Genomic DNA, 17,567 nt, shown 5'->3' on the forward strand with positions numbered 1-17,567 from the left:
GCTCACGACTCCACCAACTGGCGATAGGCGCCGCCCGCCGCCATCAGCGCCTCATGGCCGCCGCGTTCCAGCACCCGGCCGTCCTTCAGGACGATGATCTCGTCACAGTCGCGAATGGCGCTGAGGCGGTGGGCGATGATCAGGCAGGCGCAGCCGCGACGGCGGACATTGTCCATCAACGCTTGTTCAATGGTCGGGTCCAGGGCGCTGGTGGCCTCGTCCAGGATCAGCAAGCTGGGCTCCATCACCAGGGCGCGGGCGATCTCCAGCCGCTGGCGCTGGCCGCCGCTCCAGTTGCGGCCGGCCTCCTCCACCCGGCCACCGTAGCCGCCGACGCGGGCGACGATGTCGTCGTGGATCATGGCGTCCTTGGCCGCGCGGATGATCCGGGCTTCGGGCACGGCCTCGTCCCACAGGGTCAGGTTGTCGCGCACCGTGCCCTCGAACAGCAGGATATCCTGGTCCACCATGGCCAGCGACGCGCGCAGCCGGTCGCGCGGCACGGCGCGCAAGGGATGGCCATCCAACCGGATGTCGCCGCCCAGCGGATCGAACAGCCCGGCCACCAGGCGGCCGACGGTGGACTTGCCGCTGCCCGACGCCCCGACCAGGGCCACCCGGGCGCCGGGAGCGATGTCCAGATCCACGCCGTTGACCACCATCGCCCCCTGAGGGGTGTAGCCGAAGGTGAGGTCGCGGACGGCCAGGGCGCCGCTCAGCTTGGCGCCATCGCGGATGGCGGGTGCCGCCGGCGCGTCCGGCCGGTCGCCCGCGAATTCCCAGGCCAGGGGCGTGGTGGCGACGTCGGCCAGCTGATCCAGCGGGCCGCGCACCTGCTTCAGGCTGGTGACCTGACGCATCAGGGTGGACAAGGCAGCGGCGAAGGCGGTGATCAGGGTCTGGAAAGCGGCCAGTTCGCCCACCGTCATGTTGCCCGCGATGACGAAGCCGGCGGACAGGGCCAGCACCAGGCCCCGGTTCAGCAGCATGACACCGTCGGGCACGGCGCCCAGCAGCGCCTCGATACGGCCGGCCGCCTGACGGTCGCGCACCAGGGCGGCCAGCAGGCCGGCCCACTGGCCGAAGAACACGTCGTCGGTACCGCTGGCCTTCAGGGTTTCCACCATGCCGATGCCCTGGATGGCCCGGCCATGCACCTTGATGGCCGCCATGCCGGCCTTGCGGACCCGCTCCTCCAGCCGGCGTTGCGTCAGCGCCAGGGCGGCGATGGGAATGGCGGCGGCCAGCAGGGTGACCAGGGTCAGGATGGGGCTGTAGAGCAGCATGGCCAGGGTGAAGAAGACGCTGGACGCCAGGGCCAGCGCCGCCTTCACCGGCTGTTCCGCCGCCTGCAGGCCCAGGGGACGGGCCAAGTCCACGCGGCCAGCCAGGGCGCCGGCGTGGCGCTGGCCGAAGAAGCGCACGGGCAGGCGCAGCATGCGCCAGACCATGCGGCCGGCCGCCAGGATGGCGATGCGGGTGTGCAGGCGCACCAGCAGGCCATTCTGCAGGCCCGTCAGTCCCCACTGCACCACCGCCGTGGCCAGCAACACCCCCAACAGGGGCATGCCCCAGTCCGCCTGGCCCTGCACAAGGTAATAATCGACGAACACCTGCGTCGCCGCCGGCACCACCAGCCCAGGCAGGATCAGGGCGACGCCCGCCAGCACCGCCAGCGCCAGGGGGGCGTTCGTTCCCGCCACCAGGGCCGCGATGTCGCGCCAGGTGCTGGGCACGGCGCCGGATCGACGGAAATCCGCCCCCGTCTGGAAGGTCAGCACGATGCCGGAAAACAGGGCGTCGAACTCCGCCGCTGTCAGGACGCGGCGCCCGGCAGCGGGGTCGTTCAGCTGCACCCTGCCGCCCGCCATGCCCTCCAGCACCACATAATGGCTGAGGTCGACGAAGACGATGCAGGGCATGGCGATGTCGGCCAAGTGGTGCGGCTCACAGCGGAAGCCCTTGGCCTCCAGCCCATAGGCCCGGGCCGCCCGCACGATGTTGGAGGCGCGGCTGCCGTCGCGGGAAACGCCGCAGGCCTCGCGCAACTCCGGCAGGGGCACCCATTTGCCGTGGTGGGCCAGCACCATGGCAAGGCAGGCGGCGCCGCACTCCGCCGCCTCCATCTGGAAAACCGTTGGAATGGGGCGTGGACGTGCCGCCATCACCTTCCGGATCGCGCCCGATACCGCCGCCGCTGCCGTCACGGATCAAGCCCCAGGGCGTCCAGCACCGGTTCGATGGCGGGGAAGGCCAGGGCGATGATGCGCGTGCGCTCCACCACCACCCCGCCCTTGATGACGGTACCGCTTTCCACCGGCCGCGCGGCGCCCCGGGATGATGACCAGGCGAAACCGCTGACGGTCGCCGGATCGCGCCGCAGGGCCACCCGCACCTCGAACGGCGGACCGTTGGCCATCAGACTGGTGACGAAAGCGTCGTTCTTCAGCGTCTGCTGCACCGCCTCCCGCGTCGCCGCCGTCTCGGACACGCGGATGACCTCGCCATGGATGAAGCCGTCACGCTCCACCTTCACGGTGGAGGGAATGATCTGCACCGCCATGCCGGGGCGTATCTTCTTACCATCGGCTGGGGCGACGTAGAGGATACCCACCAGCCCGTCGCCCGCCACCACCCGACCTTCGGGCACCAGGCGCATCAGGGCCGAACCCGCGGCTACCCGGTCGCCGGTGGCGGCCGACAGCTCGATCACCCGGCCGGTGATGGGCGCGCGAACCTCGGTCCGCGCCGCGCGTTCGGCCAAAGCCTCAGCCAGATCCTGCCGACCTTGGCCGATCTTGCTCTCCAGCTCCAGCAGCTCGCGCTCATCCTCGATGGCGCGCTCGTCCGCCTCCACGCCCAGGGTGTTCAGCGCGTTCAGGGCGGCGGTGATGTCGCGCTGGGCCTGGGCGCGGTCGTTCTCCGTCATCAGGATGCGCTCACGCGTGGCATAACCGCGGCCCATCAGCTCATGCTGGCTGGCCAACACCTGGCCCAGCGCCGCCTCCCGCTGGCGGGCCTGCTGCAAGGCCTGCTCCCACCCCTGGCGCCGCTGCTCGTCATCGCGGGTGCGGGCCGCCCGGGCGCGGGCCTGGAAGTCCTTCAGCCGCCCCTCCTCCGCCTCCAGCCGGGCCAGGCGGGCCTGGACCGTCTCCAGCCGGGCGTCCAGTACCGGGTCCGCCAGCACGGCGACGATCTCCCCCTCATGAACGGCGCCGCCGACACTGGCCTTCAGCGCCGTGATGGCAGCACTGCTGGGCGCCGTCACCAGGGCCACGCCGCCGCTGCCCTGCAGCACGCCGTTGCCCGCCACCTTGACCGGCGCGGTGGCGACCAGGGACCAGGCCAGTCCGCCCAGCACGGCCGCCAGGAAGATGCCGAACACCAACCAGCCCAGCGGGAACGACACCCGCACCATGCGGTCGAGCTGGTCCGGGTTCGCAGGCCGGAAGGCGGGGGCGGAAGAACTCATAAAGGCGACCGCTATGACGGGAAACAAACGTCATTGGTGCGGAAGTTCATCCGAAAAGGCAAGGTGCGCGAGGATGACCGGAAGTAATGCCAACGGCATGAGACCAACGACCGCCTTCGCAAAATGCGATTGCAACCCCCGGTGCGGTCGCGACTCTTCCGTCCAGGCCGGCACCACGCCGCGTCATCGATCTGACAGGCGGCCTGGATTAAACAGGCTCCACCCCGTGGCCTCGGCCAGGCGCTCCAGGGCGAGGCTGCCCAGCTGGGAGTTGCCGTTGGCGTTCAGGCCGGGGGACCAGACGGCGATGGAGGCCCGGCCGGGAACGATGGCCAATATGCCGCCGCCGACGCCGGACTTGGCCGGGATCCCGACGCGGAACGCGATGTCGCCGCTGGCGTCATAATGGCCACAGGTCAGCATCAGGGACAGGATGCGGCGGGCCCGTATGGATGAAATGGTGCGTCCGCCCCCGGGATGGCGGCCATCCAGCATCAGGTAGCGTCCGGCGGCGGCAAGCTGGCGGCAGGTCATCTCGATGGCGCAGGCATGAAAATAGGTGCCCAATACGAGGTCGGGCGCATGCCGCAGCACGCCATAGGATTTCATGAAATGGGCCAGGGCCCGGTTGCGTTCGCCCGTACGCTCCTCCGACCGGGCGACCTCCTCATTGATGGCGATGGATTCATCCTCCGCCAGATAGCGGACGAACTGGACCAGTTCGCCGATGGCCTCACGGGGCGGATGCCCCGCCAGATTCACATCCGTCACGACGATGGCGCCGGCATTGATGAAGGGGTTCCGCGGAATGCCCCGCTCCGCCTCAAGCTGGACGATGGAATTGAATGCCGTGCCGGAGGGCTCGCGCCCCACCCGCTCCCACAGCTGGTCCCCCGCCTTGCCCAGGGCCAGCGTCAGGGAAAAGACCTTGGATATCGACTGGATGGAAAAGCCGACCTCATCATCCCCGCCGGCATGGCATTCCCCATCGACGGTATAGACCGCCATGCCGAACCTGGCGGGGTCGACCTTGGCCAGGCTGGGGATGTAGGTCGCGACCTTGCCACGATCGGGCGCGGCCCGCATCTCGTCGACGATGTCCTGGATGATACCTTGGAGAGTCACGGGCGCTGCCATATCAGACGGGCGGGAAAGGGGCGGGTGCCCCGGCGGTTGGGCAGGGTAGCAGTCGCGTCCCACAGCGTCACGCCGCCACCGGCCGGTCCCGTGGGGTCAACCGGGCCATTTGGGGATTAGCGGGCCGCCTGTGGCAGATGGAGCGAGACGCTGAGCCCACCGGTCGGCGATGTGTCCAGGCTGAGGCTTCCGCCATGAAGGCGCGCCAACTCCTCCGTTATCGTCAGCCCCAGGCCGGTACCCGGCACCGCCTCGTCCAGGCGGGCGCCCCGGGCCAGAACGTCCGACCGCCTGCCCACCGGAATGCCGGGTCCATCATCCTGGACGGTAATGACAATCCCGCCGCCGGCCGCTACGGCCGTCACCCGGACCACCGCCGTGCACCATTTGGCGGCGTTGTCGATGAGGTTGCCGGCCATTTCCTGCAGGTCCACCGGGTCGGCGCGCACCCGGGCCCGCGCATCGCCGTCGATCTGGATGTCCACCCCGCGCTCGGTATGCAGGTGAGCCACGGTGCGGGCGATCTGCCGCAGCACCGGCAGGACAACCGTTCCGCCTGAGGAATGAAGCAGCGCCGGCGCGGCCCGCGCCCGGGCCAGGTGCCGTTCGATCTGACCCCGCATGCGATCCGCCTCAGCCGCCACCACCGCCGGGTCCATGCCGCCCGGCGCGGCGGCGGCGTTGGCGATGACGGCCAGTGGGGTTTTCAGCGCATGCGCCAGATCAGCCGCCTGCGCCCGCGCCCGCTCCACCATCGTCCGGTTCTCCTCTATCAGCAGATTGAGGTCGTCCACGACGGGCTGGACCTCGCCAGGGAAGGCGCCCTCCAGACGGTTCGACCGCCCGGCGCGCAGATCGGCCAGGGCCGCCCGCATCCGCCGCAGCGGGCCCAGCCCCAGGCGCACCTGGACCGCCGCCGCCGCCAGCAGACCGGCGGCCAGCACCGCCAGCGACAGGCCCAACGCTCGGGAAAAGCCGGCCGTCGCGGCCTGCACGTCGCTGGCGTCGACGATCACGGCCGCACGCACCGGTGTTGCCGCTCCCGGCAGGCGCAAGCTGCGCTCCCAAGCCACCAGCGGGGCCCGGTTCGGTCCCGTCAGAGTGTGGCGATGGACCTCACCATCCTTGGGAGTGTCCGCCGGCAGGTCCAGGGCCTGGTCCCAGAGCGACCGCGACCGCAGCACCCGGTCCCCAGGGCCATCCACCCGCCAATACAACCCTGACAGCGGACGGCGGAAACGGGGGTCGCTCAGGTCCCGGGCCAGCGCCACCGCGCCGTCCGGCGTCACTTCCAGCACTGCCGCCAACTCATCCAGGTGCTGGGCCATGCGCCGGCTCAACTCGGCCTCGGCATGGGTGTGGAACAGGTCGGTCAGGATGATGCCGGTGATGACCAGCGCCGGAGCGATCCAGAGGACCGACAGCAGGAAAAGGCGCCGGGTCAGTGACGAGGTCGTCAGCGAAGAAGGTGTCACCGCGCCGCCTCCAGGCGGTACCCTAGGCCCCGTTCCGTCCGGATGAGGTCGCCGCCCAGCTTGCGGCGCAGCCGGCCGATGAACACCTCGATGGTGTTGCTGTCGCGGTCGAAATCCTGCGCATAGACATGCTCGGTCAACTCGGTGCGGGACACGACCTTGCCGGGATGGTGCATGAGATAGGACAGCACCTTGAACTCATGCGCCGTCAGTGCGATGGGCCGACCGTCCAACGTCACCCGGCCGGTGCGGGTGTCCAGCGCCACGGGGCCGCAGCGCAGTTCCGCCGCCGCCAGCCCGCCGGCCCGGCGGATCAGGGCGCGCACACGGGCCAGCAGTTCTTCCATCCGGAACGGCTTGGCCAGGTAGTCGTCGGCGCCGGCGTCGATGCCCGCCACCTTCTCCTGCCAGGTTCCACGGGCCGTGAGGATCAGCACCGGCACCGTGATGCCCGCCGCCCGCCATGCGCGCAGGACGGACAGGCCGTCGCGCATGGGCAATCCCAGATCCAGCACCACGGCGTCATAGGGCTCGCTCTCCCCGAGGAAGGCGGTCTCCTCGCCGTCGGGTGCCATGTCAACGGCGTAGCCGGCATCTGCCAGCGCCTCTGCAAGTTGACGGCGCAGCGCCGCATCATCCTCGGCAAGCAGTATCCTCATGGCCTGCGGTCCTTCTCCGCCCCCCGTTCCTTGACCGCGAGAAGGTCGCCGGTTCGGGCGTCGTAATGCAGCTTCACGACACGCCCGCCGTCCATCAGCAGTTTGATCTCATAGACCAATCGGCCGTGCTCCTCCTCCAATTCCGCTTCCAGAAGCTGGCCGGGGAAGCGGGCCGCCGCGCGGTCCAGAATGGTGCGCAGGGGTAGCGCGCGCCCCTGTTCCACGGCGGCGCGCGCGCGGTCCTGGTCCTGGTCCGCGTCCGCCCGGGCGGCGGGCACGGCCAGCAGGGCCAGCAGAAGGGCAACGATCCATCTCATCGGCACAGTTGACCGTTCCTTTCCTGAACGCAGCCTGAACGCGCCGTTCAGGTCCCGTTCAACGGAACCCCGCCAGGATGATGCCACCATCCAATCCCAATACGGAGGACACCATGATGTATGGCAAAATTGCTGCGGCGGCGCTGCTGGCGGGTTCCCTGGCCATCGGTGGCTACGCGCTGGCCGTCGAGACCGCGCCCGCCGGTCAGGCTCAGCCAGGGAAAGCGGGGGACGCAAGCGCCCTGACCGTCCCGCAGTTGGTCGAGCGCCTGGCCGCCCAGGGCTATTCCGACATCACCGAAATCAAGCGGCACCGCGACAAGAATTACAAGGTCGAAGCCCGTGATCCGCAGGGCAAGCGCGTCGAACTGGCCATCGACGCCCGCACGGGCGATATCCTGAAAACGGAAAAGGATGAGGACTGATGACCATGCCCATCACCTCCGATGGCGCCTCTACCCACAGCGTACCCAAGGGCGCCGTTTCCCCCGACGCTGCGGTTCCCACCGGCACGGTGAGAGTGTGGGATCCGGCCATCCGCATTCTGCACTGGACCATCGCCGCCTCCTTCGCCATCGCCTGGCTGTCGGCCGAGGAGATCATGCCGGTGCATGAGGCCGCCGGCTTCGTGATCCTGGTGGCGGTTGGGGTGCGGTCCCTGTGGGGCCTCGTCGGCACCCCACATGCCCGGTTCGCCGAGTTCGTACCCAGCCCAAAGGGCTTCCTCTCCTACATGGGAGCCCTGGTGAAGGGGCGGGCGGGCCGGTATGTGGGCCATAACCCGGCGGGCGGCGCCATGATCGTGGCGCTTCTGGCCAGCCTGCTCCTGACCGTGGCCACCGGCATCGTTCTGGATACGGGTGGCGGCGTTCTGGGAGAGGACGCGATGGAGGACATCCACGGCGCTGCGGCCACGGTGACCCTCATCCTGGTGGCCCTGCACATCGGCGGAGTGATCCTGTCCAGCATGCTGCACCGGGAAAACCTGGTCCGCGCCATGGTCACGGGGCGCAAGCGGGCCTGAGGCCCCACGGCCTGCGTGAAGCCCCTGCCTTAAGTGAATCAGATGCGGTTCGGGGGCCGATCAGCACATCAACTGTCTGATTATTTTAAAATCTGCGGAGTCATGTGAATACGCCGATTTTATACTTTAACAGGCGGGGTGGGCGCCGCTGCGTGGTATAGGGCATTCGGGGCAAAGCAGTCCTCGATTGAGGGTGCCACATTGATTTGGATGCCCGCTCCTTTTTCAGCAAGTATAACGGCTTGTATGCGATCGGGCGCAGGCGCGCGACCAGGTGCGGGCCTGCGGCCTCCATCACGTGCGCGGCAGGGCAGCCGTCGAGCCCCGGGCAACGCAACGGCCGGACAGCACCACTTTGCGCGTCGGAGCGTCGGGGGTCCTCAGGCGCTGGAACAACAGGGCCATAGCCTCGCGGCCTATGGTTTCGACCGGCTGCTCAATGACGGTCAGGCCCGGTTCAACCAATTCCGTCCAAGGTTCGTTGTCGAAGCCCGCGACGGCGATGTCGTGGGGGATGCGCAGCCCCATGGTGCGGGCCGCCTTCACCACGCCGGTTAGGAACAGCCCATTGCTGACCAGCAGGGCCTGAGGCCGGTCGGGCTGGCGCAGCCAGGCGGCAGCGGCGTTCTCGGCGGCCTCCGCCGACGGCGGCACGAAGCGCGCCTCCCCCGTCAAGCCCCGGGCCGCCATGGCAGCCAGATAGCCGTCGCGCCGTTCGACGCCGGTGGTGCTGGTGGCACCGAACAGGCCGCCGATGCGGGTGTATCCCCGGGACACCAGATGATCGACCAGGGTGGCGCTGGCCTCACGATTGTCCAGCAACACGGTGTCAAATTGACCGCCCGGACCGGCGCGGTCGATCAGCACCATGGGAAAATCCAGGGCATCGGCCTGCAACCGGTCTAGGGTGGCGCGGGTCGGGGCGAAAATCAGCCCCGTCACCCGTTCCTCCTGCATCAGGGTCAGGTAAAGCGCCTCGCGCGCGGGGTCCTCATCGGTGTTGCACAGGATAACCCGCATGCCGGCGCGGTAGGCCGCGTCCTCCACCGCCCGGCCGACGGCGGTGAAGAAGGGGTTGCGGATGTCGGCGACGATCAAGCCGATGGTCTGGGTGCGTTGCGAGCGCAGCCGCCGCGCCGACAGGTTGGGCTTGTAACCGGTCGCGCGTACCGCCGCCTGCACCTGTTCCCGCACCTCAGCGCTGACCGGTCCCTCCCCCAGGGCGCGGGATACGGTGGAAACCGATACACCGGCAACCCGGGCGACGTCCTTGATGTTGACCGTCATGTTCGCAATCGTTTCCAGTTATTTTGCCCCAGTCTAAAGCCTTCCAGCGTGCGTTCAAAGGGAATATGGCGCATACGCCCAGACACCGCCTGGGGATTCCCTTTGACAATTTTTGTGGAAACGTTACCACTAAGCACAAGAATGAAATCGGGAGGTTCCGAGAATGCCCTTCGCCGTTGAGAGCGACCTGCTGCCCCGCGAGCTGATCCGCCTCGGCGCGCGTCCGGCTGGAAAGCGTGACGCCATTGGCGAGGCGGCACAGCTGCTGGTCGCCGCCGGGTGCGTCGACCCCGCCTACGAACAAAGCATGGTCCGACGGGAAGAGGTGGCCAACACCTTCCTGGGCCAGGGCGTCGCCATCCCCCACGGCCTGGGGGAGGATCGCCACCTGGTCCGCCGCAACGGCCTGGCCATCCTGCAGGTCCCTGACGGCGTGGAGTGGAACGCCGGGCAACGCGCGCGCCTCGTGGTCGCCATTGCCGCCCAGTCCGACGCGCACATCACCATCCTGCGCCGCCTGACCCGCCTGATCCAGGACGGCGACCGGTTGGATCGTCTGTTGGTGACCACCGACGCCGGCGAGATCGCGGCCGCCCTGGGCCGCGAAACGCCCCCGGGCGAGCGGGCGGACCAAAACGCGGCCGGCGCGACGGTGGGTGACCTCGCGCCCGGTTTCGACTGGACGGTGGATTATCCCAGCGGCCTGCACGCCCGGCCGGCCGCCCACTGGGTGGACACCGCCCGCCGCTTCGCCGCCCAGGTCCGGGTCCGCCACGGCGACCAAGCGGCGGACGCCAAGAACCTGATCGCCCTGCTGCAACTGGGCCTGCGTGCCGGTGACACGGTGGTGGTGTCGGCCGCCGGCGGTGACGCCGCGGGGGCGCTGGCGGCCATGCGCCAAGCCATGACCGGCCTGAGCGCCCAGGAAAAGATGGACGCGGCCCTGGCGGCCAGCCGCGCCCGCCAAGCGCCCCGCACCGGCTGGACGCCCCCGGCGCCGCTGACCGCCATCGGCGGCGTGCCGGCGGCGCCGGGACTGGCCATCGGCCCGCTGCATGTGCTGAAGGCGGCGGACCCGGTGGTGCCGGACAATCCCGCCGCCCTGGCGGAGGGGGGCAGCCTGCTGCAGGAGGCGTTGAGCCGCACGCGCCAACAACTCAAGGCGCTGGCCGACGACACCGCCCGCCGGCTGGGTGCGGCCGATGCCGGCATCTTCAAGGCCCAGGCGGAGTTGTTGAACGACACCGACCTGATCACCCTGGCCTGCCAGTTGATGGTGGACGGTCATGGCGTGGCCTGGGCCTGGAATCAGACGGTGGATCGCATGGCCAGCCGGTTGGCCGCGCTGGGCAATCCCGTCCTGGCCGCCCGCGCCGCCGATCTGCGCGATGTGGGCCGCCGGGTCCTGGGCCATATCGACCCTTCCCTGCGCGCCAACTCGCTGCTCGACCTGCCCGACACACCCTGCATCCTGGTGGCACCGGACCTGTCCCCATCGGACACTGCCGGCCTGGACCCGGCCCGCGTGGTGGGCTTGGCCACGGCGTCGGGCGGCCCCACCTCACACACCGCCATCCTGGCCCGCACATTGGGCCTGCCGGCCCTGGTGGGGGGTGGCGCCGCCCTGCTGGAACTGGCGGATGGCACCAGCGCCATCCTGGATGGCCAGTCGGGACAATTGTACCTGGAACCGGGCGGCGCCGACCTGGCATCCGCCCGGCAATGGCTGGCGGTCAAGGCGGAGGCCCGCGCCCGCGAAGCGGAGGCCCGCGCCCTGCCCGCGCGCACCCGCGACGGCCACACCGTGTCCATCGGGGCGAACATCAACCTGCCCGACCAGGCGGCCTTCGCCCTGTCGCAGGGGGCAGAGGGCGTCGGCCTGATGCGCACCGAGTTCCTGTTCCTGGAAAGGGGCGAAAGCCCCAGCGAGGACGAACAGTTCGACATCTATCGCGCCATGGCCGTGGCCCTGGGCAACCGGCCGCTGATCGTCCGCGCCCTGGATATCGGCGGCGACAAGCAGGTGGTCCATCTGAACCTGCCGCATGAAGAAAACCCCTTCCTGGGGGTGCGCGGGGCCCGGCTGCTGCTGCGCCGGCCCGACCTGCTGGAGCCGCAGTTGCGCGCCCTGTATCGCGCGGCGCGCGCGGGCGCCAGCCTGTCCATCATGTTCCCCATGATCACCACGGCGGCCGAGATCATCGCCCTGCGCACGGTCAGCGAGCGCATCCAGGCCGAGGTCGAGGCGCCGGCGGTGCCGCTGGGCATCATGATCGAGGTACCCGCCGCGGCCCTGCAGGCCGAAAGCCTGGCCCGCCATGCCGACTTCTTCTCCATCGGCACCAACGATCTGACCCAGTACACCCTGGCCATCGATCGCCAAAACCCGCAGTTGGCCGCGCAGGCGGACAGCCTGCATCCCGCCGTGCTGCGTCTGATTCAGGCCACCGTGGCGGGCGCGGCCAAGCATGACCGCTGGGTTGGCGTCTGCGGCGGCATCGCCGGCGACCCCTTCGGCGCCGCCCTGCTGACCGGCCTGGGCGTGCAGGAACTGTCGATGACCCCGCGGGAGGTGCCGGCGGTGAAGGCGCGCCTGCGCGATAGCGATTTGACGGCGCTGCGCGCGCTGGCGGCCCAGGCCTTGGCTTGCGAGGCGGCCGAGGACGTGCGGGCGCTGGAAGGAGGCATGGCATGAGCATTGATCTGCACACCGTCACCCTGAACCCGGCCATCGACGAGACCGTCACCCTGGACGACTTGCGGCCAGGCCAGGTGCACCGGGCCGTGGCCGTGCGCCACAATGCCGGGGGCAAGGGCGTGAACGTGGCCTCCTGCCTGGCCGACTGGGGCCTGCATGTGGCTGCCACCGGGCTGCTGGGCATCGACAACACCGCCCCGTTCGAGGCGCTGTTCGCCGCCAAGGGCATCCTCGACCGCTTCTTGCGCGTGCCCGGCGAAACCCGCACCAACATCAAGCTGCTGGATCGCCACGACGGCCGCACCACGGACATCAACCTGCCAGGCTTGGCGGTAGCCCCGGAAACGGTGGAGCGGATCCAGACCTATCTCGAGGAATCCGTCGGCCCCGGCACCGTGGTGGTGCTGGCCGGCAGCCTGCCTGACGGGTTGCCCCCCGACACCTATGCCAGCATGGTGGCCGGCCTGGCCCATACCGGCGCCCGCGTTGTCTTGGACAGCAGCGGGGAGCCGCTGGCGCGGGCCTTGGCCGCCGACGTCCTGCCCTATTGCGTGAAGCCCAACCGACATGAGTTGGAGGGCTGGACCGGCCGGCCCTTGGCTCCGCCTGACTTGCTGGCAGCGGCGCGGCACCTGCAAGGGCATGGCATCCCCCTGGTGGTCGTGTCCTTGGGCACCGGCGGCGCCCTGTTCGTGGACGGCGACACCGCCCTGCACGCCCAAGCCCCCGAGGTGCGGGGCAGCAGCACCGTGGGCGCTGGCGACGCGATGGTGGCCGGGCTGGCGGCCGGGCTGCATGCCGGCTTGGGATTGGAGGCGATCGCCCGCCTGGCGACCGGGTTCGCCGTGGCCAAGTTGGGCCGCGCCGGCCCCAACCTCCCCGGGGTGGAGATCGTCCAGGCCCTGGCCGACCAGGTCACGATGACACCCGCCGATGATTGGGCATCAACCACCGCGACGCATGCGCCGCACTGAAGGATGAAGGGCGGGCCGAAGACCCGGCCCGGGGAGGAACCATGTCCACACTGTTGGCTGTAATCGGCGCCGGCGAAATGACCATTCACGCCCTGCTGGCGGCGGAGGCCCTGCGCAAGGCCGCCAGCAACGGGGGCCATACCATCGCCGTGGAGGTGCGTACCGGGCAGGGCGTCCTTGGCGCCTTGGAACCGGCGCAGATTCAGGACGCGCACGCCGTCCTGCTGGTGGGATCGGGCATCCTGGACGCTGACCGCTTTGGGGCACTGCCCCATCACAGCACCAGCATCGAGGCCGTCCTGGCCGACCCCGCCGCGGCCTTGGACGCGCTGGTCCTGGCTGAACCGGAATCAGCCAAGCCGCATCGGGACAGGCGGGCCCAGGCCGCCGCACTGTCGAAAGCCGAGGGTCCACGACACATCGTGGCCATCACCTCCTGCCCGACGGGCATCGCCCACACCTTCATGGCGGCCGAGGGCCTGCAGCAGGGTGCCAAGACACTGGGGCACATCATCCGCGTGGAGACGCAAGGATCGGTCGGAGCCCGCGACGGTCTGACGGACGACGAGATCGCCGCCGCCGACATCGTCATCATCGCCGCAGACCGCCAAGTGGATCTGGGCCGCTTCGCCGGCAAGCGGGTGTTCCAGTCGGCGACCAAACCCGCGATCTCCGATGGCGCCGGCCTTATCCAGCGGGCTCTCGCCGAGGCGACGCCCTTGGCCGGGGCGGAAGACGGCGCGCCGGACGAGGGGCGGGGCGCAGGCGCTTCGCCGCCGGCCGTCGCCGGAGCGAAGGCCGGGCGCGGCGGGCGCACGGGACCCTATAAGCATCTCATGACCGGTGTTTCCTTCATGCTGCCGTTCGTGGTGGCGGGGGGCCTGTTGATCGCGCTGGCCTTCGCGCTGGGCGGCATCTACGCCTATGACGACGCCCACAAGGGCACGCTGGCCTACGCCCTGTTCCAGGTTGGGGCCAAGGGGGCGTTCGTGCTGATCGTGCCCGTGCTGGCGGGCTACATCGCCCATTCCATCGCCGACCGGCCGGGCATCGCGCCCGGCATGATCGGCGGCATGATGGCGGCCAATCTTCAGGCGGGCTTTCTGGGGGGCATCCTGGCCGGGTTCATCGCCGGCTACGGCACCGCCTTCCTGAACCGCCATATCCGCTTGCCCCGGACCCTGGAGGGCCTGAAGCCGGTGCTGATCCTGCCCTTGCTGGGCACCTTGCTGACGGGCCTGCTGATGATCTACGTCGTGGGCGGGCCGACGGCCGGCGCGCTGGCCGCCCTGACCACCTGGCTGAAGGGCATGCAGGGCAGCAGCGCCATCCTGCTGGGCGTCCTGATCGGCGGCATGATGGCCTTCGACATGGGCGGCCCTATCAATAAGGCGGCCTACGCCTTTTCCACGGGCCTGATCGCCAGCCAGGTCTACACCCCGATGGCGGCGGCCATGGTCGCCGGCATGACCCCGCCCTTGGGCCTGGCCTTGGCCGCCCAAGTGTTCGCCAACCACTTCACGGCGGAGGAGCGGGAGACGCGCGGCGCCGCGGCGGTGCTGGGCCTGGCCTTTGTGACCGAGGGGGCCATCCCCTTCGCCGCCCGCGATCCGCTGCGGGTCATCCCGGCCCTGGTGGCGGGGTCCGCCGTGGCGGGCGCCATTTCCATGGCCATCGGCGCGGAACTGCGGGTGCCCCACGGTGGCGTGTTCGTGCTGCCTATCCCCAACGCCGTCAGTCATGTCGGCGGCTATGTCGCGGCGCTGGCCATCGGCGCCGGGATCACGGCCGTCGCCCTGCGCGTCCTGAAGCGCCCGGTCTGAAGGCCGGGACCACCCAATCAACACGGCCGCCTCAAGGCCGTGCCCAGAAGAACCCAGGGAGGGATGATCCATGCGTCACATCGCACCTTCGGTGCCGACCCCATTTTTGCGCCCTGTTGTGGAAACGTTTCCAGTCGCCGTCCTGGCCATGATGCTGTCCGGTACCGCCCTGGCCGCCGAACCAGGCACGGGCGAGACCATTGACTGGCTGGCCAGCTACACGGGCGAGGCGGCAGCCAATCCCAGCGGCGGCATGCGCCAGGGGGCGGCCTATGCCGGCCAAATCCTGCTGGGCGCGGACGTGAACCTGAACAACGCCATGGACTGGGGCGGGGGCACCTTGCATGTCGCCGCGGTGAACCGCCACGGCAGCAACCTGGCGGCCCAGTATCTGGGCAGCACGACCTCGCTGCAGGAGATTTATGGCGCGCAGAACACGCGCCTGGCCCGCTTCACGGTGGAACAGTCCCTGCTGGACGGTCGTCTGGTGGTGGAGGGTGGGCGCACGGTGGCCAACATCAGCTTCCTCGGGTCAGCGCTGTGCGCCAATTTCCAGATCAACTCCGCCTGCGGCAACCCCACCTTCGTCTTCAAAACCAGCAGCTTCACCTGGTGGCCGGTATCCAGCTGGGGTGCCCACGCCACCGCCTGGCTGACGCCGACGGTCTATCTGCATGTCGGCGCCTACGAAGTGAACCCCAGCCACCAGTCCAGCACCGAGCATGGCTTCGATTGGGGCACGGCCACCGCCACAGGCGCCATCGCGCCGATGGCGCTGGGGTATCAGACGACGTTTGACAACGACCGCTTGCCCCGCAAGTACGAAGTCGGCGGCTGGTACGATGGCGCCGATTATACCGACCCGCTCCGCGACGCGAGCGGACGCGCCGCCGTGGTCAGCGGCCAGCCCAACGCCACCCTGAACGGCCGATCAGGCGTGTTCTTCCGTTTCGAACAGATGGTGCTGCGCCCCGACGACACGTCGCAGCGGGGCTTGACCTTGTTCGGCGTGGCAATGACGGGCGTGAGTGGCCGGCTGATCGAAGACCATTTCCTGGAATTGGGCTTGGTCCAACGCGGCACCTTCGCGGGGCGCGACGACGATACCATCGGCTTCGTCGTCAACCAGCAGAAGTACAGCCACGACGCCCTGGAAGCGTTGCGCCTGGCCCGCGCGGCGGCTGGCGGCCGCGGCACACCGGCGGATGACCAGATCATGATGGAGTTGAGCTATGGCGTGCAACTGGCCCGCGCCGTTCGCGTCCAGCCCAACCTGCAATATGTCATCCATCCAGACCAGTTCAGCGACCCCGCCCGCCTGCACAACGCCCCGGACGCTTTCGTCATCGGCTTACGGTTCGACCTGGACCTCGCGGCGCTGCTCCGGGGACGCTAGCGCCCCGGTGGTGAATCGGCGCCGAAAGGCAGCCCCGAGCTTCCTCGCGTTCAACAGCCTGACAAATCGGCAGAATTGTATTGGGGCAGGGTCCCGACCGGCGCTGGTCAGGAGCATGCTCTTTTGCCCCTTCCTTTAGCGGCCAGGGGCCGGCCGCGGGTGGGCTGGACCGCCGCCACCGAGGTCATACCGCCCAATGCCGCTTGACTTCCCCGGGCCAAAGCCGACATCGTCAGGGTTAATCCCTGTGGGGGCGGCGGCGACCCCGGGGGCCGGCTTGACGCCTGAATCCACAGGGAAAAATATAGAACAGGTGCACGTGTGTTTCCCAGCTGGACGCGCGGGTGCCCTGGTGAAGGCAGGTGCGGCAAGGCTGGGCGGCGACATGCGTTTGAAGGCGCTGGAGGTTTTTGTCGAGTTGGGTGAGGCGGAATCCTTCCGCCAGCTGGCCCGTGCACACGGGGTGAAGGCCAGCGCCATCAGCCGCCAGATCGAGGCGCTCGAATACTATTTCCGCACGGAGCTTTTCGACCGCAACGCTGAAGGGATCACGCTGACCGAGTCCGGTCGGCTGCTGCTGGGGTATGCGCGCACCATCTTGGCCAACGTGCGCGAGGCGCGCGCGGCAACGGACGAACTGCGGGGGCTGGAGCGCGGCAGCGTGACCATCTATGCCGCCGGGGCCCCGGCGGCCGGCATCCTGGCCCGCGTGGTGGCGGATCTGCACGTCCAGTACCCCGGCCTGCTTTTCCACATCGAGACGGCGAGCGCCAGCAACGTGTTCGACGCGGTGGAAAGCGGCAAGGCCGACCTGGGCCTGACCATGTTCTCGCCCGAGACCAGCAAGGTCGAAATCCGCCTGAGCAGCTATGTCGAGCACAAGATCATCGTAGCGCCCGGCCACCCGCTGGCCGGGGAGGAACGGGTGTCGCTGCGCCAGCTGGCCAGCGTGCCGCTGGTGCTAGCGGGGGCCAGCCATGGGTCGCGCATGCGGTTGAACCAGATGGCGCGCGAAGCCCACGTGATGCTGGAACCGGTTTTCGAGAGCAGCTCCGTCGAGGTCCACAAGGAACTGGCTTTGCGCAAGGTGGCGGCCCTGGTGCTGCCCGTGATGTGCTGCCAGCGCGAAATTGAGACGGGACAATTGATCGCGCTGCCCTTTGAGGAGCGCGACGCGATGATCACCACGGTGGACCTTTGCTGTGCCCGCGGCCGGCGCCTGTCCTTCGCCGCGCGCAAGCTGTCGGCCGCCATCGGTCACGCGCTGGAGGGCGCCTGACGCGGGCAGCCCGGAGACGAAGGACG

The 17,567-nt window shown here is 69.3% G+C and carries 14 protein-coding genes; 7 read left to right on the forward strand and 7 right to left on the reverse strand.

The features are described from left to right. Positions 1–2 precede the first annotated feature (2 nt). From P5F91_RS27710 to P5F91_RS27735, 6 genes are all read right to left on the reverse strand, one after another. Positions 3–2,165, reverse strand: coding sequence for an NHLP family bacteriocin export ABC transporter peptidase/permease/ATPase subunit (locus P5F91_RS27710; protein WP_277908836.1), 2,163 nt, complete (start codon positions 2,163–2,165; stop codon positions 3–5). A 38-nt stretch (positions 2,166–2,203) separates the two neighbouring features. Further along, positions 2,204–3,472, reverse strand: coding sequence for an NHLP bacteriocin system secretion protein (locus P5F91_RS27715; RefSeq protein ID WP_277908837.1), 1,269 nt, complete (start codon positions 3,470–3,472; stop codon positions 2,204–2,206). A gap of 183 nt (positions 3,473–3,655) precedes the next feature. Further along, entirely contained in the window at positions 3,656–4,597 is a 942-nt protein-coding gene (locus P5F91_RS27720) for a glutaminase (RefSeq protein WP_040843375.1), read from the reverse strand. 128 nt (positions 4,598–4,725) lie between these two features. Next, the gene (locus P5F91_RS27725) at positions 4,726–6,084 is read right to left on the reverse strand and encodes a sensor histidine kinase (RefSeq protein ID WP_277908840.1); all 1,359 of its coding nucleotides are present in this window, start codon (positions 6,082–6,084) and stop codon (positions 4,726–4,728) included. Continuing rightward, positions 6,081–6,743: a winged helix-turn-helix domain-containing protein gene (locus P5F91_RS27730; RefSeq protein WP_277908841.1), complete on the reverse strand. Its 663-nt coding sequence runs from the start codon at positions 6,741–6,743 to the stop codon at positions 6,081–6,083. Before P5F91_RS27730 ends, P5F91_RS27725 begins: the two co-directional genes overlap by 4 nt. Then, complete coding sequence (locus tag P5F91_RS27735) at positions 6,740–7,060, reverse strand: PepSY domain-containing protein (RefSeq protein ID WP_277908842.1); 321 nt, start codon at positions 7,058–7,060, stop codon at positions 6,740–6,742. The genes P5F91_RS27730 and P5F91_RS27735 overlap by 4 nt, the downstream gene beginning before the upstream one ends. A 77-nt stretch (positions 7,061–7,137) precedes the next feature. Here P5F91_RS27735 and P5F91_RS27740 point away from each other — a divergent pair, with 77 nt between their 5' ends. Continuing rightward, positions 7,138–7,485, forward strand: coding sequence for a PepSY domain-containing protein (locus P5F91_RS27740; protein WP_277908843.1), 348 nt, complete (start codon positions 7,138–7,140; stop codon positions 7,483–7,485). Beyond that, a complete protein-coding gene (locus tag P5F91_RS27745; protein WP_277908845.1) occupies positions 7,485–8,084 on the forward strand; it encodes a cytochrome b/b6 domain-containing protein in 600 nt (199 codons plus the stop codon). Before P5F91_RS27740 ends, P5F91_RS27745 begins: the two co-directional genes overlap by 1 nt. Positions 8,085–8,378: 294 nt before the next feature. Here P5F91_RS27745 and P5F91_RS27750 read toward each other — a convergent pair whose 3' ends face one another. Beyond that, positions 8,379–9,371: a LacI family DNA-binding transcriptional regulator gene (locus tag P5F91_RS27750; protein WP_277908846.1), complete on the reverse strand. Its 993-nt coding sequence runs from the start codon at positions 9,369–9,371 to the stop codon at positions 8,379–8,381. Positions 9,372–9,534: 163 nt separating this feature from the next. Here P5F91_RS27750 and ptsP point away from each other — a divergent pair, with 163 nt between their 5' ends. The 5 genes from ptsP (at position 9,535) to P5F91_RS27775 (ending at position 17,541) form a co-directional block, all read left to right on the forward strand. After that, a complete protein-coding gene (gene ptsP, locus P5F91_RS27755; protein ID WP_277908847.1) occupies positions 9,535–12,066 on the forward strand; it encodes a phosphoenolpyruvate--protein phosphotransferase in 2,532 nt (843 codons plus the stop codon). After that, the gene (pfkB, locus tag P5F91_RS27760; RefSeq protein WP_145610404.1) at positions 12,063–13,043 is read left to right on the forward strand and encodes a 1-phosphofructokinase; all 981 of its coding nucleotides are present in this window, start codon (positions 12,063–12,065) and stop codon (positions 13,041–13,043) included. The genes ptsP and pfkB overlap by 4 nt, the downstream gene beginning before the upstream one ends. A 41-nt stretch (positions 13,044–13,084) precedes the next feature. Then, positions 13,085–14,866 (forward strand): fructose-specific PTS transporter subunit EIIC, encoded by a 1,782-nt coding sequence (locus P5F91_RS27765; RefSeq protein WP_145610405.1) that lies wholly within the window; start codon positions 13,085–13,087, stop codon positions 14,864–14,866. 118 nt (positions 14,867–14,984) lie between these two features. Continuing rightward, a complete protein-coding gene (locus P5F91_RS27770; RefSeq protein WP_246134348.1) occupies positions 14,985–16,262 on the forward strand; it encodes a carbohydrate porin in 1,278 nt (425 codons plus the stop codon). A 385-nt stretch (positions 16,263–16,647) separates the two neighbouring features. After that, on the forward strand, positions 16,648–17,541 hold the full coding sequence (locus P5F91_RS27775; RefSeq protein ID WP_186454703.1) for a LysR family transcriptional regulator: 894 nt from the start codon (positions 16,648–16,650) through the stop codon (positions 17,539–17,541). Positions 17,542–17,567: the final 26 nt, after the last annotated feature.

It is taken from the genome of Nitrospirillum amazonense (genome assembly GCF_029594735.1).
GTDB classification, from domain to species: Bacteria; Pseudomonadota; Alphaproteobacteria; order Azospirillales; family Azospirillaceae; genus Nitrospirillum; species Nitrospirillum amazonense.